Origin of the sequence: Seonamhaeicola algicola (genome assembly GCF_007997385.1) — a bacterium.
Classification (GTDB): domain Bacteria; phylum Bacteroidota; class Bacteroidia; order Flavobacteriales; family Flavobacteriaceae; genus Seonamhaeicola; species Seonamhaeicola algicola.
The window spans coordinates 250,969-276,147 of the sequence record NZ_VOSC01000012.1; the positions used below are offsets into that span (position 1 = coordinate 250,969).

Consider the following 25,179-nt stretch of genomic DNA (forward strand, 5'->3'; position numbering starts at 1 on the left):
TATCCTAAATAGTATCATTTAACAAATTAATTTACACATAGACATTAATAATTTAATTATATGCAATAATAGTTTTTATTTGTTACCATAATTTATTCTTAAAATGAAAGCAAAAATAAGACTAGCTGTAATTGAATTACTTTCAAGAACTTTAGGTATTATTCTAATAAAAGTTTACCCTAATAAAGCTAATGAATTAGCTAAAAATGGTATGACTTTAGTCCTTAAAGGAAAATTAAACTTTACTGAACGCTTAATGCGAAGAGCCCTTTTAAATAAAGTAGAAAAAGATAAAAATCATGAGCTATTATCAAAACTTCATCAAAATTATTGGGTGAAAAAAGGAGACGAGTTTTTTGATTCTAATGATGATTCTTTCCATAAAAACTTCTTACCAGATTGTTCATTTATATTTAACGTTTTGAAAGATGAATTAGAAAAAAACACCTTAAAACTACATACTATAGTTGAAATTGGAACTGGAAACGGGAAAGTATTAAATTATTTAAGTAATGAATTCCCTGAGGTTAAAAGCTTAATAGGTATAGACCTCAGCCCTATTCAAACTGAAAAAAACAGTTTAAATTTCAAAAACAATAACAAACTTAAATTCATTGCTTCCGATGGTTTAGATTGGGTTAAAAACTATGGGCGCTCTAATACTATTTTTGTTACATCTAGAGGCGTACTGGAATATTTTACTGAAAATAATTTAAAGAATTTATTAAAGGAAATAAAAAACTTAGGAACTGTTGTTTTTGTAGCTATTGAACCAAACGATATAAATCACAACTTTTATAAAAATCCCAATTCTATTCCTTATGGAAGTGAACGTTCATTCTCTCATAACTATTCTAAATTATTCAAAGAAGCTGGTTTTGCTTTGTGGCATGAATCAGATAAAATTTTTAGCAAACATGTTAAACAAAAATTCATTATAGCCAAAGGTTAAATATCAAAACAAAAACTCTTAACCTCAAGTATCATACTGTAATTATGCAGTAATTAGTATAATACATTTTTATCATCAAACCTTAGCGTTGGTTACAATTCATCGAATTTTAGTGTAACATAAAGTTCTTATTTCAATAATAAAGGCCAATATTAGTACTATTGTGTTAATTTTTAAACTGATATTAATTTATAGCCCCTGTTAATATCTACTTTAAAACTATACACTTCAATATAATTGAATGTTATAGTGTATTAAAACAGCTTAACTGCAATGAAACCTACTTATAAAATGCAAGGTGAAAAACTTGCTTATGCACATAAAACGCTTCATGAATTAATTGTTAATCAAACAATTAAAACCCCTAAAAATACCGCTTTAGTATGCAATGAAAAATCTCTAACCTACAAAGAGCTTGAAGATATTTCAAATCAATTTGCAAACTATTTAAAGTTAACTCATAATGTAGAAGCTAAAGATTTAGTTGGTTTAATGATTGAAAGGAGTGAGTGGATAATAATTAGCATACTTGGAATTCTTAAAACGGGTGCTGCTTACGTACCTATTGATATTGATTACCCCGAGTCTAGAAAAAATTATATTAAAAAGGATAGTAATTGTAAACTAACTATAGATATTTCTATAATTAATGATTTTATATGTAAGCAAGAATCTTTTAATAATAAAATAGATTGTAATGACACTATAACAAATGAAAATCCTGCTTATGTTATATATACATCAGGAACTACTGGAAAACCAAAAGGTGTTGTTATAAAACATAAATCTGTAGTAAATTTAATTACATCTCAAACCAACTACTTTAATTTAAAAAGTGATGAGCGCATTTTATTATTCTCCAATTATTGTTTTGATGCTTCTGTAGAGCAAATATTTTTGGCCTTATTAAACGGAGCTTCGCTGTTTATAGTAGATAAAGACGTTATAACACAACATAAACTAAAAGATTTTTTAGAAAAAAATAATATTACTCACTTACATGCCACACCTAGTTATTTAGAAAGTTTACCCAGTTTATATGGCATTAAATCTTTAAATAGAATCATTGCTGGCGGAGAAACATGTTCTTTAAAATTAGCTGAAAAACTTGGTCAAGTTTGCAATTTCTATAATGAGTATGGGCCAACAGAAACAACCGTAACATCTACTATTTTTAAATATGAAGCGGCTAACAATACTAGTAAAGTTTTACCTATAGGGTTTCCATTAGCTAATACAAATGCATATATAGTAACAGAAAACCATGAGTTATGTAAGCCTGGTGAAACGGGAGAATTATGTCTTTCGGGAGATTGTTTAGCACTTGAATATTTGAATAAACCAGAGTTAACAGCAAAGAAATTTATAGATAACCCGTTTGAGCCTGGTCAAAAAATGTACAAAACAGGTGATCATGTTAGTTGTAATAACAATGGCAAACTTGAATTTATTGGCAGAAAAGATGACCAAGTAAAAATTAGAGGATATCGCATAGAATTAGGAGAAATAGAAACCACCTTAAACACATTACCTTTTGTTAACAGAGGAATTGTTATAAGCAGTAACGCCATTGGTAACCAAGATAAATTGGTTGCTTATATACAGTACAATAATAAAAACAAAAATAGTGAAGACTGTAAAACTCTATTAAAAACAATACTCCCTGAGTATATGATACCTTCTATTTTTATAACCGTAAGTGAGTTTCCAATGAATTCTAACGGAAAAATAGATAAAAGAAAACTTCCTGTAATTGTAAACAAAAGACCTGAATCTGCTCCTCTATTAAAAAAACCTAGAAATAAAACCGAAAAAGCTATTGTAGATATTTGGAGCGAATTATTAGGTGGTATCGAAATAGGTATTGATGACAATTTCTTTGAAATGGGCGGCACTTCACTTTTAACACAAAAAGTATCTGCCTTAATAAAGGAGAAGCTTAGTTTAGAAATACCAGTTACTAAAATATATCAACACCCTACCATTTCTGCTCTATCAAACTTCTTAAACCCTAAGAATAGTTTTGATAGAAACAACATTAAATCTAAGAAAAAAACTAGCGGAGATATAGCTGTTGTTGCTATGGCTTGTAGGTTTCCTGGAGCTTCTACAATAGATGAACTTTGGGAAGTTTTACAAAATGGAAAAGACACCATTACTTTTTTCTCGCCAGAAGAACTTGATACATCTATTCCAGAATCATTGCGTAATGACCCAATGTACGTTGCAGCAAGAGGCGTTGTTTCATCCGCAAAAAGTTTTGACGCTCGCTTTTTTGGGATAAATCCAAAACTAGCTGAAGCAATGGACCCCCAACAAAGGTTGTTTTTAGAAATAGCTTGGGAGGCTCTAGAAACTTCAGGTCATTTACCAGCCCATTACAATGGCAGTATTGGTGTTTATGCAGGTACCGGTAACAATACTTATTATATAAACAATGTAATTCCTAATACCAATTTAATAAAAGCTATTGGAAAATTTCAATCGTTCACAGTTAATGACAAAGATTACATTGCAACCCGAACAGCATATCACCTAAACCTAAAAGGGCCCGCAGTAAGTGTACACTCTGCATGCTCTACATCTTTACTTGCTATAGCACAAGCGGTAGAAGCTATTAGAAGTGGACAATGTGATGTAGCATTGGCAGGTGGCTCTAGCGTAACAGCACCCATGAACAGTGGTCATTTATACCAAGAGGGCTCTATGTTAAGTGATAATGGACAATGCCGCCCTTTTGATGCTAACGGAAAAGGCACTATGTTTAGTGATGGCGCTGGAGTTGTATTGTTAAAAGCTTTAGACGATGCTATTGAAGATAAAGACACCATTTATGGTGTTATTAAAGGTATTGGAGTTAACAATGATGGCTCTAATAAAGGGAGTTTTACAGCACCAAGTGTTGAAGGAGAAGCTGGCGCTATTGTAAGTGCATTAAGTGATGCAAAAATAAACGCCTCAACCATTAGTTATATTGAAGCACATGGAACCGCAACACCTTTAGGAGATCCTATAGAAATTGAAGGATTACGTTTAGCTTTTGGCCAACAACCAAACAAAGAATATTGTGCTATTGGCTCTATAAAAAGCAATATGGGGCACCTCACAGCAGCAGCTGGTGTAGCTGGTGTTATTAAAACTATGTTAGCCTTAAAAAACAAGAAAATACCAGCTTCTTTAGGTTATGAAAAGCCTAATCCATCTATAAATTTTGAAAACAGTCCGTTTTATGTAAACTCTAAATTGAGTGAATGGAATTCTGATGAACCAAGACGCGCAGGTATAAGTTCTTTTGGAGTAGGAGGAACCAATGTACATATTGTGGTTGAAGAATATAATACTAATGAAAAACCATCAGACAAAAGCAAAAGACCTGTTCAACTTCTAACATGGTCTGCCAAATCAGATTATAGTTTAGAAGCTTACAAATTGGCTTTAGAAACTTATATAAAACATGATAATAACATAAAATTAGCCGATATTGCCTATACACTTTCCACTACAAAAGAAGGTTTTAATAGACGATATTTTGCTGTGTTATCTAATTCAAAAAATGAAATAGATACCGTATTTAATAAAATACCTTCTAACAGAAGGTCTCATTTAAAAGTAGCTCCTAGTAATCTAGCTTTTTTGTTTCCTGGTCAAGGCGCGCAGTTTTTGCAAATGGGAAAAGCACTTTATGAAAACGAAGCCGTTTTTAAAAATGCATTTAATCAATGTGCTGAGATTTTAAATAACGAATTTGGCTATAATATTAAAGATATTATTTATCCTAAAACAAATTCTCCTGAAGCTGAAAACACATTAAAGGATACCCAATACACTCAACCTGCTTTGTTTATAGTTGAATATGCGCTTGCACAATTGTGGATGAGTTGGGACATTAAACCAACAATGCTTTGCGGCCATAGCATTGGCGAGTTTGTAGCAGCTCATTTAGCAGGTGTATTTTCTTTAAAAGACGCTTTATTGTTAGTTGCTGTTAGAGGCAAGTTAGTAAGTAAACTTCCCGAAGGCAGTATGCTCTCTGTTAGGATGCCTTATGAAAATTTAAAAAAAATACTTCCAAAAGCGTTATCTATAGCAGCAGCAAATTCAGATTTATTATCGGTAGTATCGGGCGAAGACAAAGCTATTGAAGACTTTTCTATTATGCTAAGCCAAAAAACAATAGCAAATAAAAAACTAATAACTAGTCATGCTTTCCATTCAACCATGATGGACCCCGTACTAAAAACCTTTGAAAATGAAGTAAATAAAATAGTTTTAAATATTCCTAAGTTACCAATTATATCAACAGTAACAGGTACTTGGCTTAGTGATGCCGAGGCTACTAACCCTAAATATTGGACCAATCATTTAAGAGATACCGTACGTTTTTCACAAGCCATGGAAACAGCTTTAAAACTAGAAGACCTAGTGCTACTAGAAGTTGGACCAGGTAGAGCACTTACAACATTATCTAAACAAAAAAAGCAATTTAATAGCAGTGTATCTATTTCTAGTTTGGTAAAACCTAACAACGGAGAAAACGCATATAATACAGTTTTTAACGCTCTAGGAATGCTATGGTTAAATGGTATTGAACCTAATTGGGCAGCTTTTTATAAAAATGAAAAAAGGCAAAAGGTAACATTACCATCATATGTTTTTGATAAAAAACCTTGCTGGATAAACCCTCCAGTGCCTGAAAAAATAATAGCAAACATTCCAAATCAACTAAACAACCTACAACTCCCACAAACACAAATGAATACAATAGAACAACCAAATAGAAAACAACTAATTCTAGAAAAAATATCTGAAATAGTACTTAATACGGCTGGTATAAATTTGCAACCTAGTGAGTATGAAGACAGTTTTTTAGAACTTGGCTTAGACTCTTTAGTCTTAACCCAAATGGCTATTACCTGTAAAAATGAGTTTGAAACACCTATTACATTCAGACAGCTTAATGGAGAATTTGCAACGCCTCATCTTTTAGCAGATTATTTAGAAAACACGTTACCAACAAGTAAATTTACTCCAGTAATAACTACCAACCCTAATGTTACACCAGTAAATACAGAGGCACCTATTATTCCTTTACAATCTAACGGAACAAATTTAAGCACCCCTACATACTCAAATAACAACTCTGCCATTGATTTAATTGCGCAACAACTAAAATTATTAGGTAAACAGTTAGAACTATTAAGAAGCGAAGAATCAGCTATAATCCCTCAACAAGCTGCAGCAACAAATAATGTAAAGCCCACACTAAATAATGTTTCTAAAGAGAAAACAGATGAAGTAAAAGATCATAAAAAACCTTTTGGGGCCTCTCCTAAAATTGAAAAAACAGCTACACAAATAACAACTCAACAAGAAGCATTTCTAAAAAATTTAACCGTTAGCTACAATAAAAAAACAGCTAAAAGTAAAGCTTATACACAAAAACATCGAGGGCACATGGCTGATCCTAGGGTGGTTTCTGGTTTTAAACCATTTACTAAAGAATTGGTTTATCCTTTGGTAGTTGAAAAATCATCAGGAAACAAACTTTGGGATTTAGATGGCAATGAATTTTTAGACACATTAAACGGATTTGGGTCTTGTCTATTTGGTCATCAACCAGATTTTATTAAAGAGGCTATTCATAATCAAGTAGAACTTGGTTTTGAAGTAGGGCCACAACACCCATTAGCTGGTGAAGTTTGCCAGTTACTTTGTGAATTAACAAAGCATGAAAGAGCAGCGCTATGCAATACTGGATCTGAAGCCGTTTTAGGAGCCATGCGTATTGCAAGAACAGTAACGGGCAAATCTTTAATCGTTGTGTTTTCTAGCTCTTACCATGGTATTAATGATGAGGTAATAGTAAGAGGTTCAAAAATGAAAAGAACCTTTCCTGCTGCTCCGGGCATTATGCAAGATGCAGTACAAAATATGTTAGTTTTAGATTATGGTACAGACGAAAGCTTACAAATAATAAAAGATAGGGCTAATGAAATTGCTGCTGTTTTAGTTGAACCAATTCAAAGTAGAAGACCAGAATTTCAGCCTATTAATTTCTTAAAAGAAGTAAGGCTAATAACCCAACAAGAGGATATAACTTTAATTTTTGATGAAATTATTACAGGTTTCCGTATGCATCCTCAAGGCATTCAAGGCATGTATGGTATTAAAGCTGATGTGGCTACCTACGGAAAAGTAATTGGCGGCGGTATTTCTATTGGAGCTATTTTAGGAAGCAAAAAATACATGGATGCCCTAGATGGTGGCTTTTGGCAATACGGAGATGACTCTTTTCCAGAAGTTGGTGTAACTTACTTTGCGGGCACCTTTGTTCGTCATCCATTGGCATTAGCTTCAACAAAAGCTGCTCTTTTACATTTAAAAGCCAACGAAACAAAACTTCAAAACCGGCTAGCTAATTTAACTGAACAGTTGGCTTCAGAATTAAATATCTATTTTACAGAAAAGAAATTACCTATTCAAATAAATTATTTTAGGTCTTTATGGAGAACAGCTTTTAAAGAAGATATTCCATACTCAGAGTTATTATTTGTTTTACTTAGGCTTAAAGGCATTCATATTTGGGACGGTTTTCCATGCTACATGACCGAAGCCTTTAAAGATGAAGACATTACCTTCATTATACAAAGCTTTAAAGAAAGTGTAGAAGAATTAATTAAAGTAGGTATTTTACCTTCTAACAATTCATCTAATAAAAAGAAAACTGTAAAAGAATTAAACACACCACCAATACAAGGAGCCAAACTTGGTATTGATGAAGAAGGAAACCCTGCGTGGTTTATAGAAGAACGTTTAAACGGGAACTATAAAAAAATAAACCTGTAGATAAAAGATTCTTTTTAACCATCCAACATTTTAACTGATGAAAGAAGTACTATTTGGTACAGAAGTGAAAAATAATCACAATCCATTTAAATCTCCAGAGATTGATAAAGTTATTTATACAACAGAATCTCAGGCAGAAATTTGGATAGCCTGTAAATTTGGTGGCGCTGATGCTAATAGAGCATATAACGAATCTGTAACACTTGTTTTAAATGGAAACTTGAATAAGGAAACTCTTATTAAGGCACTTCAAGTTTTGGTAAATCGTCATGAGGCATTAAGATCTGTTTATAGTACAAATGGTAAGTTTATGACTATTTTTAAAACCTTACCTTTAAGAATAGATTATAAAGATATTTCTCAAGAAAATGACTCTAAAAAAGATATTGCGTTTTCAGATTATTTACTTGCCGATGCCAATTATATATTCAATTTAGTTAAAGGGCCTCTTTTTAAAATAGGTTTAATTAAAATTTCAGAAAACGAACACCGTTTAGTAATTACAGCCCACCATATTATTTGCGACGGGTGGTCTGTAGGTATTATGCTAGAAGAATTAGGCGAAATATATTCTGCGGTTATTAACAATAAAACTCCTAGTTTACCTCAAGCAGAAACATATAGCTCATACGCTACAGAACAACAATTATTTATTGATAGTGATGCTTATAAAAAAACCGAAAATTATTGGATAAATCAATATAATTCATCTGTTCCCATTGTAACTTTACCAACAGATTTTCCAAGACCAGAGTTAAGAACTTTTAAAAGTAAACGCTTAGATTTTGCAATAGATAAAAGCTTGGTTTCAAGCTTAAAAAAAACAGGTGTAAAATCTGGAGCAAGTTTTGTTATTACACTATTAGCAGCTTTTGAAGTTTTTCTATATAACATAACAGGACAAGATGATTTAGTAGTTGGTTTACCTGCATCAGGGCAATCGCAAAGTGGTAAAACACAACTGGTAGGTCATTGTGTTAATTTAATGCCGTTAAGAAGTAAACTTTCACCAGAAATTGCGTTTAGTGAATATTTAAAAAACAGAAAAACTTCAATATTAGATGCCTATGATTATCAACAATTTAGTTTTGGTCAACTACTTAAAAAAATATCTATAACAAGAGACCCATCTAGAATTCCCTTAGTACCAATTATGTTTAATATTGATATGGGAATGAGTAGTGCTGTACATTTTAAAGGCTTAACCCATAAACTTATAAGCAACCCTAGAGAATATGAGGCTTTTGAGTTATTCTTAAATGCCACAGGGACTGAAGATGAACTTATTTTAGAATGGTCTTATAACGCTGCACTTTTTAAGCCAGATACCATTGAAAAAATGATGATTTCTTTTAAACAAATCTTGTTAGATATTGTTGAAAATCCAAATACTAAAATAGGTGAATTTGTAAAAGTTGATGATTCCGAATACTTAAAACTCAATAATACCGTTGTTAATTTTCCCAAACAACCTTTACATCAACTTTTAAGTAAACAAGCGTTTCAAACACCTAACAATTTAGCTATAAAATTAGGTGATGATTCCATATCATATCTGGATTTAGAAAAGCAATCAAACCAACTCGCAAGTTATTTAATTAGTAAGGGTGTTAGTAATGGAGATTTCATTGGTGTTTCATTACCACGCTCAATAGAACTAGTAGTTAGTTTAGTGGCTATAATGAAATGTGGTGCTGCATATTTACCACTAGACCCCAAATACCCAAGCAACCGTTTAGAGTTTATGTTAGAAGATTCGGGGGCAAAATACCTAATAACAAGTAACGAACTTTTAACTGTACTACAACCTAATACTGAAATATTACTTATTGATACTATTTTATCAGAATTAGGCAATCATGCTACCAAACCCATAAGTGTTAACGTAAGTATTAATGACAATGTATATTTACTTTACACATCAGGTTCTACAGGAAAACCAAAAGGCGTACCCATTACACACAAAAATCTGGTTAACTTTCTTTACAGCATGCTGGAAGAGCCCGGTATAGAAAAATTTGATAAGCTTCTTTCTATAACCACTATTTCTTTTGACATAGCAGGTTTAGAACTATTTACACCTTTATTAAAAGGTGCTAAATTAATTCTAACAGATGAAGAAACGGCCAAAGACAGCCGTTTGTTACTAGACCTACTTAAGAAAGAAGAAATAACTATTTTACAAGCAACCCCAACTACATGGCAAATGTTATTTGATGCCGGTTGGAACAAACCCTTACCATTAAAGGCACTTTGTGGAGGCGAAGCTATGCCAGTAGTATTAGCAAAAAAAATACTTGAAAATGTAAACGAGCTCTGGAATATGTATGGCCCTACGGAAACCACAATTTGGTCTTCGGTAAAACAAATATCAAAAACCGATGATATCATAACCATTGGGCTTCCTATAAATAATACCCAAATTTATATTGTTAATGAACAAAATCAATTGGTTGCTCCCGGAAAAATAGGAGAACTGTGTATTGCAGGAGATGGTGTTGCTAAAGGATATTGGAAACGACAAGATTTAACTTCAGAAAAATTTATAAAAAATCCTTTTGAATCTAACTTTGGCCCTGTTTTATACAAAACAGGAGATTTAGCTAAATTACTTCCTTCTGGTGAAATTCAGTGTTTAGGACGTATTGACCAACAAGTAAAAATAAGGGGGCACCGTATTGAACTTGGCGAAATTGAAAAAGCCTTAGATGCTTTAGAAGGCATTAAGTCATCTGTAATTTTATTAAACAATGATAATTTAGTAGCTAGCTTGATACCTTTAGATATTAATGCAGATAACCAAGCAAAAGTAAACAAGTGGAAAGAAGCCTTGTACAAACAATTACCACCCCATATGGTACCGCAAAAATTTAATTTTGTTAATGAATTTCCAACAACACTCAACGGAAAGATAGACCGTAAAAGCTTATTGGAATCTTTAAAAAACAAACTTGCGGTTGAAGTAACAAATGATAATCTCACTAATTCAGAAAAAATTATAGCAAACATTTGGAAAGAATGTTTAAATACTCAGCAAATAGATATTCATAGTGACTTTTTTGAAATTGGAGGACATTCCTTAATTGCCGTTAAAGTAATGACTATGATTGAAAAACAAACAGGCAATAGACTACCTTTAGCATCACTACTTACAAACTCTAGCATTAGTAAGTTAGCCGCTTACATGGATAAAAATTTTATAACCTGGAACTCTTTAGTGCCATTAAAAACAGAGGGAAGCAAACCACCGCTTTTTATTGTCCATGGTGCAAACTACAATGTGTTAATTTATAAAAATTTAGCTGAAAATTTAGATAAAGACCAACCTGTATATGGGCTTCAAGCTAAAGGAATAAGTGGTGATGAAAAACCTCATGACTCTGTTGAAGCTATGGCTGCACATTATATTTCTGAAATTTTAACAATAAACCCCAACGGACCATTTAAATTAGCGGGCTTTTCATTTGGAGGTATTATTGCCTTTGAAATGGCAAAACAATTAAAATCTAAAGGTAAAAACGTTGAAACTCTTGCACTTTTTGATAGCTATGTTTATCCGCATTATTATTACAATAAGTCCTTTAAAAAAAATATGATAAAAAAGCTTTACAGCATATGTCAGCTAATATATATGTGTGTTGATATGTTTAGTAGTATTAAAAAATTTAAAAGAAGATGGGGCTTGCTTAAAATTATGTATTCCGGCTTTATTTTAAGGTTCAAATACGGTAAAGAAAAACAATATCAAATACAATTTAATAGAACTTCTAAAATTGATGAATATCATCAAAAAGCTTACGCTAACTACAAAATTACACCCGAAAATATTAAAATAGATTTATTTAGAGCTACTGAAAATATTTATTTTGCTCACGATTTTAACCTCCTTGGCTGGAAAAAAATAGCACTAAATGGTATAAAAAAACATAAGGTAGCAGGAAACCACACAGATATGCTTCTGCCCCCTTCAGTAAAAGATTTTGCAAATAAACTTCAATGTGTTTTAAATAATTATGACTAAGGAAACATGTAGTTATATTAGGTGTAAAACTACAAAAGTAAAAGCAGTTAAGTTAACACAACCAACTATACAATTTAAAGGTTTAAAACTATTTACAATAAACCTTCTTGATTTCACAAACCTTACTTCTTTTTTAAAAAAGCACTTAAATACAGAAGAAATAAATAGAGCAAATAAATTTCGTTTTAGTAAAGATAGAAATAGGTTTATTATATGTAGAGCCGTATTAAAGTGTATATTAAGTGAAATTGTAACATTAAATACTAATCAAATTAACTTTGCTTACAACAAAAATAATAAACCATACTTAGCCTCTCATTCTTCAATATATTTTAACCTATCACACTCGCATGATTATGCACTTATTGGTATTGCAAATTCTGAAATTGGTGTTGATATTGAATATATTGATGAAAATTTTGTATTTAATGACATTTTAACTAACGTATTTAATACTCAAGAAATCTATAAAGTAAACAAAAGTGTAGATAAACACTTGTGTTTTTATAAGTTATGGACTAGAAAAGAAGCCTACGTAAAACATATAGGAATAGGTGTTGATGATTCAATAAAAAAATTAAATGTAATTGAAGGAATGCATCCAGTAAAACCAGCATTTATAAGCAATAAAACCAATATAGATATTATATCTTTTAACGTAAATAAAAGTTATATAGCTTCAATAGCGTTAAATGAAAAACAAAAAGTATCAAACACAATTAAACTACATGAAATTTCACCAAACTTCATTTTAAATGTGGAGAAGACGGGATTCGAACCCGTGACCTCTTGACTGCCAGTCAAGCACTCTAGCCAACTGAGCTACATCCCCATTTTTTTATTTTCACAAATGTATACATTTTTTGCATAGGTATCTAATCTTCTTTAAACAACTATTCAACAAAAAATAACAGTAACGCAAACCCTTAAAAATTAACCATTTCAACGCAGCCAACTATTTAAATAACAGTAAAAAAACTATAGTTATTTTAATATTTTATGTTTTTTAAACCCTAAAATTTATCATATTACAATTAGCATTGACCTAATAATTAATTCTTCACAATTAACAATTTTTAATTTTTTATTATAAATTAGTACCCATCACCCCTCTTTAACAACATAACAAACCTTTTATAAGAAAGTAAATTTGTGGTTTCTAATTTTAGTTTAAAAACCTCAAAAGTTTTGGTGAAAGCAGGTAAATAAGGCTGTTAATGGAGATTATAAACAAAACTAACACTAAAGAACACACCCTCTGGTTTCAAATAAGGCAAGGTAATACTACCGCTTTGGGGCAACTTTATGATTTGTATATAGACTCATTAATTTCTTACGGTATTAAAATTAGTGGCGATAAGAGCTACACCATGGATTGCATACACGACCTTTTTGTTGATTTGTATAAATACAAAAACAAACTAAGCGAAACTGATAACATTAAGTTTTATCTATTCACAGCTTTAAAAAGAAAAATTAATAAAAAATATAAGGTTAAAGAAGTTTGTTTTGATAAAAACGAATTGAATTCAACCCTACTTTATAAAGAAAATTACATAAAACCTGTTGAAGATTATTTAGTTGAAAAAGAAACCCAACAACAAAAAGTAATTAAACTAAATACACTACTTAATAAACTTACCGAGAAACAGCGCCAAGGCTTAAAACTCAGGTTTGAAGAAGGCTTATCATACGAAGATATTGCAACTATGTTAAACGTATCAGTTGCATCAGCAAGAACCAATATTTACAGAGCCATTAAAACCCTTAGAAAACACCCAGCTACATTAGTAATATTTTCTTGGTTTCAGTTTTTTTAAAAAAAATTGAAAAATTTTGTCTATAAAATTATACGTTAATGCTTTATTTAATACGAAGCGTTAATTTTCATTTATAAAACATATGTAACGTATTAAAATGAGCCAACATTCAAATAAAAAATTTGATAAAAATTCTGTAACAGATTTAGAAAAAGAACTTTTAAAAAAGTCTATTTTCACATCAATTAAGAAATTGAAAGCTAAAAAACGCTTAAAATATTTTACAACAAGCGCAGCAGCTGTTATTGTTATGGCTTTAGGTGTTGGTTTGTATTTAAAATTACAAAGCAAAACTTCAGAAATTTCAAACTTTGTAAAATCTACTGATGTAAAATCAATTGAAAACACAAACAATGTAAAACTCATTATAGCCAATGATAAAAATGTGAAAATTGATGGTGAAAACACTAGTATTTCATATTCAAAAACAGGCTCAAAAGTTAATATTGGAAACTCTCAAACGTTAACCCAAGATACCAATAACCAAAATACCACAAAGTACAATACACTTGTTGTACCATTTGGTAAACGATCTTCTTTAACATTGGCCGATGGTAGTAAAGTTTGGTTAAACTCGGGGTCAAAATTTGTGTATCCTGTTAATTTTTCAAAAGAAAGTAATCGGGTTGTATATCTGGTTGAAGGTGAAGCTGCTTTTGATGTAGCCCATAACCCTAAAAAACCATTTATAATGATGACGGAAAACCAAGAAATTGAAGTGTTAGGAACCGTTTTTAACGTAAGTAACTACAGTGATGATACTAATAATTTTGTGGTACTAAAAAGTGGTAGCGTTCAAGTTTCTTACCCAGAAAAACATAACTCCATTTTAAACCAAAAGAAAAAAATAATTATAAAACCCGGGCAAATGGCTAATATAAATAAAGCTACAAAGCTAGTTACTGCTAAAAGGGTAAATACAGATCATTATTTTTCTTGGAAAGATGGTGTACTAATACTAGATAACAGCAACCTTAACTACATTACTAAAAAACTATCTAGGTATTACAATATTGCCATAACCATTGATGATGAACAACTTAAAAAACAAACGTTTTCAGGGCATTTAGACCTAAAAGATGCCGTAGAAAAAGTAATTGAAACCATTATTGAGGCAGGAACTGCCGAAAATTTAAACTATAAAATTACCAACAATAACTTAATACTAACCAATAAAACACATTAAACCATATGAAGAAAACACTTTTTTAATAAAAAAAACCAGAAGATGCGCCAACACCTTCTGGTGGTTAAGTTGCAATAATATTGCATCACAATAAAATTACAAACTAAATAGAATAACTAAATTATGAATAAAATCTTTATGAGACCCCAAAAAGGTTTCAAAAAGGCGTTACATAACGTCCTGTATACTATTATGAGAGTTTTTATATGTTTTATAATATTCGGCTTAAGCGCTGTTTACGCAAACTCTTCCTATTCTCAAGTAAAAATAAATATCAATGTTAAAAACGTTAGCATAGAAGAACTTTTTAAAGAAATTCAAAACAAAAGCGAGTATATATTTTTTTATAAAGATGATGTAATAGATAAAAACGCTAGAATATCACTAAACCTAAAAGACGCTTTGTTAACTGATATTTTAAATAAATCTTTAAACAATATAGGTTTAGACTATAAAATTGCAGATAGGCAGGTTATAATTAAAGCCAAAAAAATTGACACTAAACAACAACTAAACACAAACAAAAAATCACAAAAATTTACCGTAACAGGTATAATTACAGATGTAAATGGCACACCACTACCAGGTGCATCTGTTCTTGAAAAAAACACAACCAACGGTGCACAAACAGATTTTGATGGTAATTTCACTTTAGATGTAGCATCGGCCAATTCAATAATTGTAATTTCATACATAGGTTTTACAACTCAAGAAATTCCTTTAAACGGAAAATCTACACTTACAGTAGTTTTAGAAGAAAACGCTGCTAGTTTAGATGAAGTTGTAGTTGTGGGTTACGGTGTTCAAAAAAGAGCAAATTTAACGGGTGCTGTTTCTATGGTTTCTAATGAATCTATTGAAAACAGGCCCGTGCAAAACGCAACACAAGCATTACAAGGGCAGGTTCCTGGTTTATTAATTTCACAATCAAACGGTATTCCTGGTGGCGAAGGTTTAAACATTAATATTCGTGGTTTAAACTCATTTGGAAGTAGCAACGCGCCGCTTGTTTTAATTGATGGCGTTGAAGGTAATATTGAAGATTTAGATCCTAGTGTAATAGAGTCTGTTAACGTTTTAAAAGATGCATCATCGGCCGCCATTTACGGTTTAAAAGCTGCCAACGGTGTAATTTTAGTACAAACTAAAACGGGCGGAAAAGATGCCATGTCTGTTACATATGATGGTAGTTACCAAATGAGTAATCCAACAATGTTACCAGAAATGATTACCAACTCGGTAGATTACATGACACTTTACAATCGTGGTTTGCAAAACTCGGCAGGTTCTGCAACTGGCGGATATCCAGATGAAGTTATTAATGCTTACCGCAATAACCCTAATAACCCTTTGTACCCAAATACAAACTGGACAGATCTTGTACTTCGTACAGGTAGTGTGCAAAGAAACACATTAGGCATAAATGGTACTACCGGAAAAACCACATACAACCTATCACTTAGTAGTTGGAAACAAGACGGTATGATTCAAAACTCTAACTACGATAAGTATAATTTCTTTCTAAATTTTAAAACAAAAATTAAAGAAAATATTGATGTTGGTGGTACTTTTATGGGTTTAACATCAGAAAGAAAAGGACCCAATGATGATTTTGGTAGCCCGCTACTACAAACCTGGTGGGTGCGCCCAACTTGGGGGCCATACACTCTTGATGGCACAGGGCATTTTGCAGGAAAAGCCTTTTCTGGTTCTGCAAACGACCCTGATGGCCTTGTGTTTGATGAAGGTTTTACACGCGAAAATCCGCTTGTAAAATTATATGGACAAAACGGACCTAGTGATGAAAAATATAATTTCAACGGAAACATTTTTACTAGTATAGGTATTTTAGATGGGCTTGTGTTTGATGCAAAAGCGGCCTATAAATTTGATTACACACGCTCAAAAAATCAAGTATTAACACAAGATGAATATAACTACCGCACAGGTGAATATATCCGTACCACCCGAGATGCTTCAAAAATTGATGTTGGCAACCAGTTTTCTAAAGTAACAACCTTTTATTCAACATTAACTTATAATAAGTTATTTGATGAAACCCACGATTTAAAATTTATGGTAGGTTATAGCCAAGAATCTAGACGAAGAGAGTGGACCAACTCTACCCGTTTTGGTGTTGCTAGCCGAAGCCTTACTGAACTTGATGGTGCCGGAACTTCAAATCAACTTACATCAGGCTCAACCACCGAGAGTAGTATTAGAAGTGGATTTTCACGTTTAAATTACGCTTTTAATGACAAGTACTTATTTGAAGCTAACTTACGTACTGATATTAGTAGTAGGTTTGCCGAAGGTAATAGAGTTGGTGTTTTCCCATCATTTTCTCTTGGTTGGCGTATAGACCAAGAAGGTTTTATGGAAAATGTAGATTTTATTAGACAATTAAAGCTACGTGCTTCTTGGGGGCAACTTGGTAATGATGGTAGTAATGACTACCCATACCAATCACGCTACGCTTTTGGAAATTATGATGCTGGAAACTATTTAACAACACGCGCTTCGGGTTCTCACGGATACCCTTTTGGTTCAGCAATAGCATCGGGTGTAGTTTTAGAAAACTTTACAAATGCTAATATTACTTGGGAAACTACAACTATTACAGATATTGGTCTTGATTTTACATCAAAAAGCGGTTCTTGGTTTGCCAATATAGATTATTATGAAAAAGTAACTTCAGATATTTTACGTCAGTTACAAGTATCTGTTGAATCTGGTGCAGGTGGGCCACAAGTAAACCAAGGTGAAATGAAAAACACCGGTTGGGATATTGTGTTAGGGCACCAAAAAACATTAGGCGATTTTAGCTATAAAGTAAGCACAAACTTCTCATGGTATAAAAATGAATTAGTAAAATACGGTGCACCAGAAATTGGAAATACTACTATTAATGAAGAAGGTTACGCATTTAACGATTTTTACATGTGGGAAGCAGATGGCTTTTTTAATACACAAGAAGACATTGACAATGCACCAACACAACCTTTAACGCCTTATTTAGGAGGTATTCGTCTTAAAAACCAAAATCCAGACGAAGATAATGTTGTTGACCAAAATGACCGTATTCATATTGATGGGCAACACCCAGATTTATTATACGGTGCAAACATTTCACTTTCATATAAAAACTTTGAGTTAAGTACTTTTTGGCAAGGTGTTGCAGGACAAAAAACATACCGTTCAACACACGGTGTAGAGCCTTTTAATCAAGATGGTAATGCCCCTAAAGTATGGCTTACAGATTCTTGGACACCAAACAATATGAACGCAAGTTTGCCAGCCGTTTACAACGAGTCTTTAAGTACGTATGGTGCAGGTAAATATTTTAACTCTTTTTGGTTAATGAATACATCGTATTTTAGAATGAAAAACGTAACATTTACCTACTCATTCCCAAGTAAAATAACTGAAAAACTAAAATTGAAAAGTGCTAAACTATATTTTTCAGGAGACAACCTTTTAACCATAACTGGTGATAACTTATTTAACATAGATCCTGAGATACTTACATCTTACACGTATCCTATATCTAAGTCTTACACTTTTGGTATTAAACTAGCTTTATAACCCGTTAAACAGTTAAAAAATGAATACAAAATATATATATAAAATACTATTCCTTTCATATGTTATAGCTTTTACTAGTTGTAGTGAGGAATTTTTAGACAAACAACCAGGTGATGCTATTTCTAGCGGAACCTTTTGGAAAACCGAAGCCGATGCTCAAATGGCATTAACCGGTGTTTACAGTAATTTACAAACAAACTTTTATTCTACACTTACACTAAGCAAATGGAACGGTGGCCCACAAATACAACAAGGTTGGGATGAGTTAACCGATAACGCTTATGGTGCCCGAGATAATGGTTTTCGTGATATTTTAACAGGTGTTTTAAACCCAGACGGACAAGCACAACGTGCTATTAAAGGACTTTACGGAGTTAGTTACGTGGGCATAAATGGCTGTAATGAATTTTTAGATAAAATTGATAATGTTGCCGTTAGTGAAAGTTTAATAAACCAATGGAAAGGCGAAGCGCTTTTTATACGTGCTTATTTTTATTACTACTTAGCTGTAACATACGGCGATGTGCCAATTCGTACTGAAGCTAGTACAGTTGAAAACCAATTCACTGCAAAAAGTCCGCAAAGCGAAGTATTTGCTCAAATTTTAGATGATTTAGATACCGCTATAGATTATTTACCATCGGCAAATTATGATGGCCATGTTAAAAAAGAAGCAGCTTTAGCATTAAAAGCCAAAGTATTACTTTACACAAAAGACTACACAAATGCTGCCATAGCTGCAAAAGCAGTAATAGATGGCGGTAATTACAGCTTGTCTTCTAAATATGATGATATATTTTTAGAAGCAGGACAAACTGATAACCCTGAAATCATTTTTTCAATAAAAATGACAAACACACCCGGAGAAAGCGCCCTATGGTCAACTCAAATTATGATTGGCTTTTGGGGTAACATCCATCCAACAGTTAATTTAGTAAATGCTTATGAGTGTACTGATGGGCTTCCAATTACCTCTTCACCATTGTATGATCCTAACGCACCAATGGAAAACAGAGATCCACGTTTAAACGCCACTGTTTTTGAAGGTAATTGGAATCCTTTAGTTGAAATTAAATCGGTAACAGGCTATACATTCATAAAAGGTATAAATCCAACCACTATTAGCACATTAACTCAACCATTAAATGATGGTACTGATTTTGTTCATTTAAGGTATGCCGATGTACTATTAATGTATGCTGAAGCTAAAATTGAAGCTAATGACATTGATCAATCTGTTCTTGATGCCATAAATATGGTAAGAGCCAGAGCTTATGGTGTAGATTATACCGATACAACAAACTATCCTGCCTTAACAGTATTAAATCAGGCAACATTACGTGACAAAGTGCGTAATGAGCGTAGAGTTGAATTTCCTTTAGAAAATTCACGCTACTTTGATTTAAAACGATGGGGAATTGCCGAACAAGTTTTAAATGGTTTTGATGGCGACCCAGTTTCGCAACGCGTGTTTTTGCCTAAACATTACAAATGGCCATTACCGCAAGATGCCCTGAATAAAAACCCTGAACTCGTTCAAAATCCTGATTATGCTAATGATTAGTTTTGTTCATAAAAAATGAACGTTAAAGGCAGCCTATATGGGCTGCTTTTTTATTTTGAATCAATACTTTTGTTATTTCAAAAATAATAAGGTTTGAAAAACGCTTTATCACTAAAACATATAAATAAACTAGCTATTCCTGCTTTAATATCGGGCGTTGCAGAACCTATTTTATCTATAACTGATACAGCAATAATTGGCAATGTTTCTGTAAATGCAACCGAATCTTTAGCTGCCGTTGGCATTGTAGGCACCTTCATGTCTATGCTTATTTGGGTGTTTGGGCAAACACGCAGTGCCATTTCATCAATTATTTCGCAATATGTTGGTGCTAATAATTTAAATGCCGTTAAAAACTTACCAGCACAAGCTATTTTTATTGTTTTGTGTTTAAGTGTTTTAATAATTGTAATAACCTACCCTTTAGCATCCTATATATTTAAACTGTATAATGCTTCAAATGTAATTTTAAATTATAGTGTAGCATATTATAAAATTAGAGTTTTTGGCTTTCCGTTCACACTATTTACCATAGCCATTTTTGGTACATTTAGGGGTTTACAAAATACGTTTCAGCCCATGGTAATTGCTATTATTGGAGCATTTTTAAACATAATTTTAGACTTTGTTTTGGTATACGGCATTAATGGCTTTATAGCACCAATCCATATTGAAGGCGCTGCCTATGCAAGTGTAATTGCCCAAATTATTATGGCAATGCTTTCAGCATATTATCTACTTAAAAAAACAAGCATACCATTGCTAGTTAGTTTTCCTTTCAATAAAGAAATACGCAAATTTATAGGTATGGTAGCTAACTTATTTGTTAGAACATTAGCGTTAAACGTAACACTATATTTTGCAACTAGGTTAGCTACAGGCTACGGTAAAAACTATATTGCAGCATATACTATTGCCATTAACCTTTGGTTTTTAGGCGCGTTTATTATTGATGGGTATTCTAGCGCAGGTAATATTTTATCGGGTAAATTTTTTGGTGGTAAAAATTATAAATCGCTAGTATATTTAAATAAAAAACTTATTAAAATAGGCTTAGTTGTTGGCATTACAATTAGCGTAATAGGTGCCATAATTTACAAACCAATTGGGTTATTATTTACCAAAGAAACTGAGGTTTTAAACACCTTTTACAATGTTTTTTGGATAGTATTACTCATGCAGCCCATTTGCTCTATAGCATTTATTTTTGATGGCGTTTTTAAAGGTTTAGGCAAAATGAAACTACTACGTAACGTTTTACTACTATCAACATTTGTAGTTTTTATACCTATAGTTTACACCCTAGATTTTTTTAACTTTAAACTAAACGGCATATTTATTGCACTCACCTTCTGGATGGTTGCACGAAGCCTTCCACTTTTAATTTATTTCAAAAAACAATTTATTCCGCTAGCCAAAAACTCTTAACTTTGTACACAGGAAAATCAACGTTCCAAAACATGCCTAATTTAATAGCATTATTTCAACAAATAAATATTGAAGAAAAATTAAAAAAAGCACCAGACAGCAGTTACGAAATTGGTGTATTTATTGGTACCATGCTACCCTTTGTAATTTTGGTACTAATAGCCTATGCTATTTACAGGTATAACAAGAAAAAATTAGATTAATACAACTATGAATATTTTAAACTTTTTAACAGGCAATGGCCTATTTTTAGTACTTGCCATTGTTTTAATTGTAGTTTATATAGTTAACAGAAACAAAGGAAAACGCAGATAATGAAACATAATATAAGAATAACCAAACGATTTTCATTTGAAACAGGACATGCCCTATACGGCTACGACGGAAAATGCAAAAACATACACGGGCACAGTTACCACCTAGACGTTACCGTTATTGGTAGCCCTATTACAGATACAGCCAACCCAAAACACGGAATGGTTATAGATTTTGGCGACTTAAAAAAAATAGTAAAAGAAGAAATTGAAGATGTTTTTGACCACGCCACCGTTTTTAATAAAAACACACCACACGTAAATTTGGCAAAAGATTTAATGAATTTAGGCCACAAAGTTTTATTAGTAAATTACCAACCAACTAGCGAAATGATGGTTATTGATTTTGCCGATAAAATACAAAAACGCCTACCAGAAAACATCAAATTACACGCGCTTAAACTACAAGAAACTGCCACTAGTTTTGCAGAGTGGTTTGCCGCCGATCAACAATAATTTTTTAGGGCGTTACCACGCTAAGGCGCGGTCGGGCTTTACGCTATATCTTTTTTTAAGAAAAAAAGGATGCCGCTGCAATCCCTAACGCAAACAAAACCAAACCCATGCCCGAAATACTATTTTTAATAAAACTAGTAGTAGCCATTGCTTTTGTTGTAGGCTTATCGCTTTTAGCCGAAAATGTAAGCCCTAAAGTTGCAGGCATACTTTCTGGTTACCCAACAGGCTCAGCAATTACATTGTTTTTCTTTGGTTTAGAGGTAAGCGCAGATTTTGCATCAAAAAGTGCCGTTTACAACATGATTGGGCTATCAGGCGCACTCACATTTGTATATGTATATTACTTAGCTTCAAACTACTTTAATAAACACACTATTTTATTATCATCAATATCGGCCATTGTAGCGTATTTTTTAGTGGTTTGGGCACTTCATTTTATAGAATTAAATAAATACATAGCCATTATAATACCTGTAGCCTTTGCGTTTTTATACATTATTCTATTTAAAAAAATAGAAAACATAAAAATTAAAAACAAAGTAAAACTAAGCCATAAAACATTATTTATTAGGGCTTTTTTTGCAGCATCAATAATATTAATAATAACTAGTATTCCTAAGTTTGTAGGCGCTACGTGGGCAGGTTTGTTATCGGCATTTCCAACCACACTTTTTCCGTTAATGCTCATTATTCATTTTACATACTCAAAAAAACACGTACACACTGTTATAAAAAATGTACCTGTTGGTATGTTTTCTTTAATAATATATTCACTAACCGTTTCGGTAGTATATCCGTTATTTGGTATTTATATTGGTACACTTTTAGCCTTTGCAGCAGCAACCATTTACCTTTTAATTTACCGAAAAATTAAAAGCATGCTTTAAATAAATACCCTTCTAGCAACTTTGTAATTACTATATTTACACATGCAAATTCCAAAAGGAAAAAAAATATACTTTGCCTCCGATAATCATTTAGGAGCGCCAACTAAAGAAGCCTCATTACCACGCGAAAAAAAATTTGTTGCTTGGTTAGATGAGGTTAAAAAAGATGCGGCCGTCATTTTTCTTTTAGGCGATTTGTTTGATTTTTGGATGGATTACAAATACGTTGTACCAAAAGGGTTTACACGAACCCTTGGTAAACTTGCCGAAATAAGCGATGCTGGTATTCCTATTTACTATTTTGTTGGTAACCATGATTTATGGATGGATGATTATTTTGAAACAGAACTTAATATACCCGTTTACCATAAGCCCAAAGAATTTACATTTAACAATAAAACATTTTTTATTGGCCATGGCGATGGTTTAGGCCCAGGCGATAAAGGTTATAAACGTATGAAAAAGGTGTTTACAAATCCTGTTTGCAAGTGGTTATTCCGTTGGTTACATCCAGATATTGGTGTGCGTTTAGCACAACACTTATCGGTTAAAAACAAACTCATTTCGGGTGATGATGATGCCAAATTTTTAGGAGAAGACAACGAGTGGCTTGTTCAATACTGCAAACGTAAATTAGAAACAAAACACCGCCATTTTTTTGTGTTTGGGCATAGGCATTTACCGCTTAACATAAACCTAGACAACAACTCAAAATACATAAACCTTGGTGATTGGATTCAGTATTATACTTATGGTGTTTTTGATGGTGAAAATTTAGAATTGAAAAAATACTAATTTTTCATTTAAACAATTTCTCATTAAAATAAAATAATAGTTTCAGTAGCTAATCTGCTTCATTTTCATGTGCTTCAATATCTTTTCTTAAATCTAAATTTCGTAATACAGGGTTTTTAATTCCTATAGCTATAACAGTAATTAATGTCATAGTACCACCAAAAACTACAGCTGTTACTGGGCCAACTAATTTAGCTGCCAAACCACTTTCAAAAGCACCTAACTCATTAGAAGAGCCTACAAACATTGAGTTTACTGATGATACACGCCCGCGCATGTCATCGGGTGTTTTTAATTGTAAAATAGTTTGACGGATTACCATTGAAACACCATCGGCAGCGCCACTTAAAAATAAAGCTGCCACGCTTAGCCAAAATATATTTGATAAGCCAAAAGCAATAATACATAGGCCAAAAATAAAAATAGACACTAATAACTTCATGCCTGTATTTTTACTAATAGGAATATATGTTGTTAAAAACATAGTTAGAATACTTCCTAAAGAAATAGAGGCATTTAATATACCAAAGCCCTTTGAGCCTACATGTAAAACATCTTGCGCAAATACTGATAAAAGGGCCACAGTGCCACCAAATAATACCGCAATCATATCTAAAGTTAAAGCTCCTAAAATAGCTTTGTTATTAAACACAAACTTTACACCTGCTTTTAAACTATCTTTTACAGATTCTTCGATTTTTGTATTTAAAATAGGCTTCTTTTTTATTTTGAATGTTAAAATAAATGCCAGAGCTACTAAAATAAACACCAACCCAAGGGTTTTATCAACACCCATCCAATGAATAGAAAATCCTCCAAAAAGCGCCCCCAAAACTGCAGCAGTTTTCCAGGTACTAGTGCTCCAAGTTGCTGCATTTGGGTATATTTTTTTAGGCACAATTAGTGCTATTAATGAAAATATGGTTGGCCCAAAAAATGCACGTAAAAAACCACCAAAAAACACTAATGCATAAATACCCCAAAGAATATGTTTTGTAGACCAATTGCCCACAATTTGAGGCCAGGTTAAAAAAAAGAGTCCTAAACTAATTAATGAAAAAGCCGCTATACAAAGCGCTAAAAGATTTCGTTTTTCTTTTCTATCTACAATATGACCTGCAAACAAGGCCATGGTAAATGCTGGTATAATTTCCATTAAACCAATAATACCTAAACTTAAAGGATCTTTGGTTAGGCTATACACTTCCCATTCTATAACAATAAATTGCATAGACCACCCAAAAACCAGTAAAAGGCGCATGAGCAAAAAAATGTTGAATTCTTTTATACGAAGTGCCGCATACGGATCTGTTCTAGCCATT

14 protein-coding genes and 1 tRNA gene are annotated in these 25,179 nt (G+C 32.4%); 13 read left to right on the forward strand and 2 right to left on the reverse strand.

The features are described from left to right. Positions 1 to 103 precede the first annotated feature (103 nt). From FUA26_RS03575 to FUA26_RS03590, 4 genes are all read left to right on the forward strand, one after another. Positions 104 to 952, forward strand: a complete 849-nt coding sequence (locus tag FUA26_RS03575) for a methyltransferase domain-containing protein (RefSeq protein ID WP_147131656.1) — start codon at positions 104 to 106, stop codon at positions 950 to 952. A gap of 273 nt (positions 953 to 1,225) precedes the next feature. Then, positions 1,226 to 7,798: a polyketide synthase gene (locus FUA26_RS03580; protein ID WP_246109063.1), complete on the forward strand. Its 6,573-nt coding sequence runs from the start codon at positions 1,226 to 1,228 to the stop codon at positions 7,796 to 7,798. A 37-nt stretch (positions 7,799 to 7,835) separates the two neighbouring features. Further along, entirely contained in the window at positions 7,836 to 11,819 is a 3,984-nt protein-coding gene (locus tag FUA26_RS03585) for a non-ribosomal peptide synthetase (protein WP_147131659.1), read from the forward strand. Continuing rightward, positions 11,812 to 12,612 carry a 4'-phosphopantetheinyl transferase family protein gene (locus FUA26_RS03590; RefSeq protein ID WP_147131662.1) on the forward strand — a complete coding sequence of 267 codons (801 nt, stop codon included), beginning with the start codon at positions 11,812 to 11,814 and terminating at the stop codon, positions 12,610 to 12,612. The genes FUA26_RS03585 and FUA26_RS03590 overlap by 8 nt, the downstream gene beginning before the upstream one ends. On the opposite strand, the gene FUA26_RS03595 is transcribed toward FUA26_RS03590, so the two are convergent. Then, positions 12,578 to 12,651 (reverse strand) — tRNA-Ala (locus tag FUA26_RS03595). The genes FUA26_RS03590 and FUA26_RS03595 overlap by 35 nt on opposite strands. A 385-nt stretch (positions 12,652 to 13,036) precedes the next feature. On the opposite strand from FUA26_RS03595, the gene FUA26_RS03600 reads away from it, so the two are divergent. The 9 genes from FUA26_RS03600 to FUA26_RS03635 all read left to right on the forward strand — a co-directional run bounded on the left by FUA26_RS03600 (position 13,037) and on the right by FUA26_RS03635 (position 23,857). Continuing rightward, positions 13,037 to 13,639, forward strand: a complete 603-nt coding sequence (locus tag FUA26_RS03600) for an RNA polymerase sigma factor (protein WP_147131666.1) — start codon at positions 13,037 to 13,039, stop codon at positions 13,637 to 13,639. Between the two features lie 97 nt (positions 13,640 to 13,736). Further along, on the forward strand, positions 13,737 to 14,825 hold the full coding sequence (locus FUA26_RS03605) for a FecR family protein (RefSeq protein ID WP_147131668.1): 1,089 nt from the start codon (positions 13,737 to 13,739) through the stop codon (positions 14,823 to 14,825). A gap of 192 nt (positions 14,826 to 15,017) precedes the next feature. Beyond that, positions 15,018 to 18,410, forward strand: a complete 3,393-nt coding sequence (locus FUA26_RS03610; protein ID WP_186826849.1) for a TonB-dependent receptor — start codon at positions 15,018 to 15,020, stop codon at positions 18,408 to 18,410. A 19-nt stretch (positions 18,411 to 18,429) separates the two neighbouring features. Beyond that, positions 18,430 to 19,974, forward strand: a complete 1,545-nt coding sequence (locus FUA26_RS03615; RefSeq protein ID WP_147131674.1) for a RagB/SusD family nutrient uptake outer membrane protein — start codon at positions 18,430 to 18,432, stop codon at positions 19,972 to 19,974. 93 nt (positions 19,975 to 20,067) lie between these two features. Further along, the gene (locus FUA26_RS03620) at positions 20,068 to 21,402 is read left to right on the forward strand and encodes an MATE family efflux transporter (protein ID WP_147131677.1); all 1,335 of its coding nucleotides are present in this window, start codon (positions 20,068 to 20,070) and stop codon (positions 21,400 to 21,402) included. A gap of 32 nt (positions 21,403 to 21,434) precedes the next feature. Further along, positions 21,435 to 21,605 (forward strand): hypothetical protein, encoded by a 171-nt coding sequence (locus tag FUA26_RS15635; protein WP_186826850.1) that lies wholly within the window; start codon positions 21,435 to 21,437, stop codon positions 21,603 to 21,605. Between the two features lie 111 nt (positions 21,606 to 21,716). Next, complete coding sequence (locus tag FUA26_RS03625; RefSeq protein WP_147131679.1) at positions 21,717 to 22,172, forward strand: 6-pyruvoyl trahydropterin synthase family protein; 456 nt, start codon at positions 21,717 to 21,719, stop codon at positions 22,170 to 22,172. A gap of 107 nt (positions 22,173 to 22,279) precedes the next feature. Further along, positions 22,280 to 23,062, forward strand: coding sequence for a hypothetical protein (locus tag FUA26_RS03630; RefSeq protein WP_147131682.1), 783 nt, complete (start codon positions 22,280 to 22,282; stop codon positions 23,060 to 23,062). A 42-nt stretch (positions 23,063 to 23,104) separates the two neighbouring features. After that, positions 23,105 to 23,857 (forward strand): UDP-2,3-diacylglucosamine diphosphatase, encoded by a 753-nt coding sequence (locus tag FUA26_RS03635; protein ID WP_147131685.1) that lies wholly within the window; start codon positions 23,105 to 23,107, stop codon positions 23,855 to 23,857. 49 nt (positions 23,858 to 23,906) lie between these two features. Here FUA26_RS03635 and FUA26_RS03640 read toward each other — a convergent pair whose 3' ends face one another. Further along, positions 23,907 to 25,178 (reverse strand): MFS transporter, encoded by a 1,272-nt coding sequence (locus tag FUA26_RS03640; RefSeq protein ID WP_147131688.1) that lies wholly within the window; start codon positions 25,176 to 25,178, stop codon positions 23,907 to 23,909. Position 25,179 lies beyond the last annotated feature (1 nt).

Bases quoted from the DNA above. Each gene is read 5' to 3' on its own strand.
- FUA26_RS15635 (WP_186826850.1), top strand. From the start codon at position 21,435: ATGCCTAATTTAATAGCATTATTTCAACAAATAAATATTGAAGAAAAA.
- FUA26_RS03600 (WP_147131666.1), top strand. From the start codon at position 13,037: ATGGAGATTATAAACAAAACTAACACTAAAGAACACACCCTCTGGTTT.
- FUA26_RS03635 (WP_147131685.1), top strand. From the start codon at position 23,105: ATGCAAATTCCAAAAGGAAAAAAAATATACTTTGCCTCCGATAATCAT.
- FUA26_RS03590 (WP_147131662.1), top strand. From the start codon at position 11,812: ATGACTAAGGAAACATGTAGTTATATTAGGTGTAAAACTACAAAAGTA.
- FUA26_RS03630 (WP_147131682.1), top strand. From the start codon at position 22,280: ATGCCCGAAATACTATTTTTAATAAAACTAGTAGTAGCCATTGCTTTT.
- FUA26_RS03625 (WP_147131679.1), top strand. From the start codon at position 21,717: ATGAAACATAATATAAGAATAACCAAACGATTTTCATTTGAAACAGGA.
- FUA26_RS03605 (WP_147131668.1), top strand. From the start codon at position 13,737: ATGAGCCAACATTCAAATAAAAAATTTGATAAAAATTCTGTAACAGAT.
- FUA26_RS03575 (WP_147131656.1), top strand. From the start codon at position 104: ATGAAAGCAAAAATAAGACTAGCTGTAATTGAATTACTTTCAAGAACT.
- FUA26_RS03580 (WP_246109063.1), top strand. From the start codon at position 1,226: ATGAAACCTACTTATAAAATGCAAGGTGAAAAACTTGCTTATGCACAT.
- FUA26_RS03610 (WP_186826849.1), top strand. From the start codon at position 15,018: ATGAGAGTTTTTATATGTTTTATAATATTCGGCTTAAGCGCTGTTTAC.
- FUA26_RS03585 (WP_147131659.1), top strand. From the start codon at position 7,836: ATGAAAGAAGTACTATTTGGTACAGAAGTGAAAAATAATCACAATCCA.
- FUA26_RS03615 (WP_147131674.1), top strand. From the start codon at position 18,430: ATGAATACAAAATATATATATAAAATACTATTCCTTTCATATGTTATA.
- FUA26_RS03640 (WP_147131688.1), bottom strand. From the start codon at position 25,178: ATGGCTAGAACAGATCCGTATGCGGCACTTCGTATAAAAGAATTCAAC.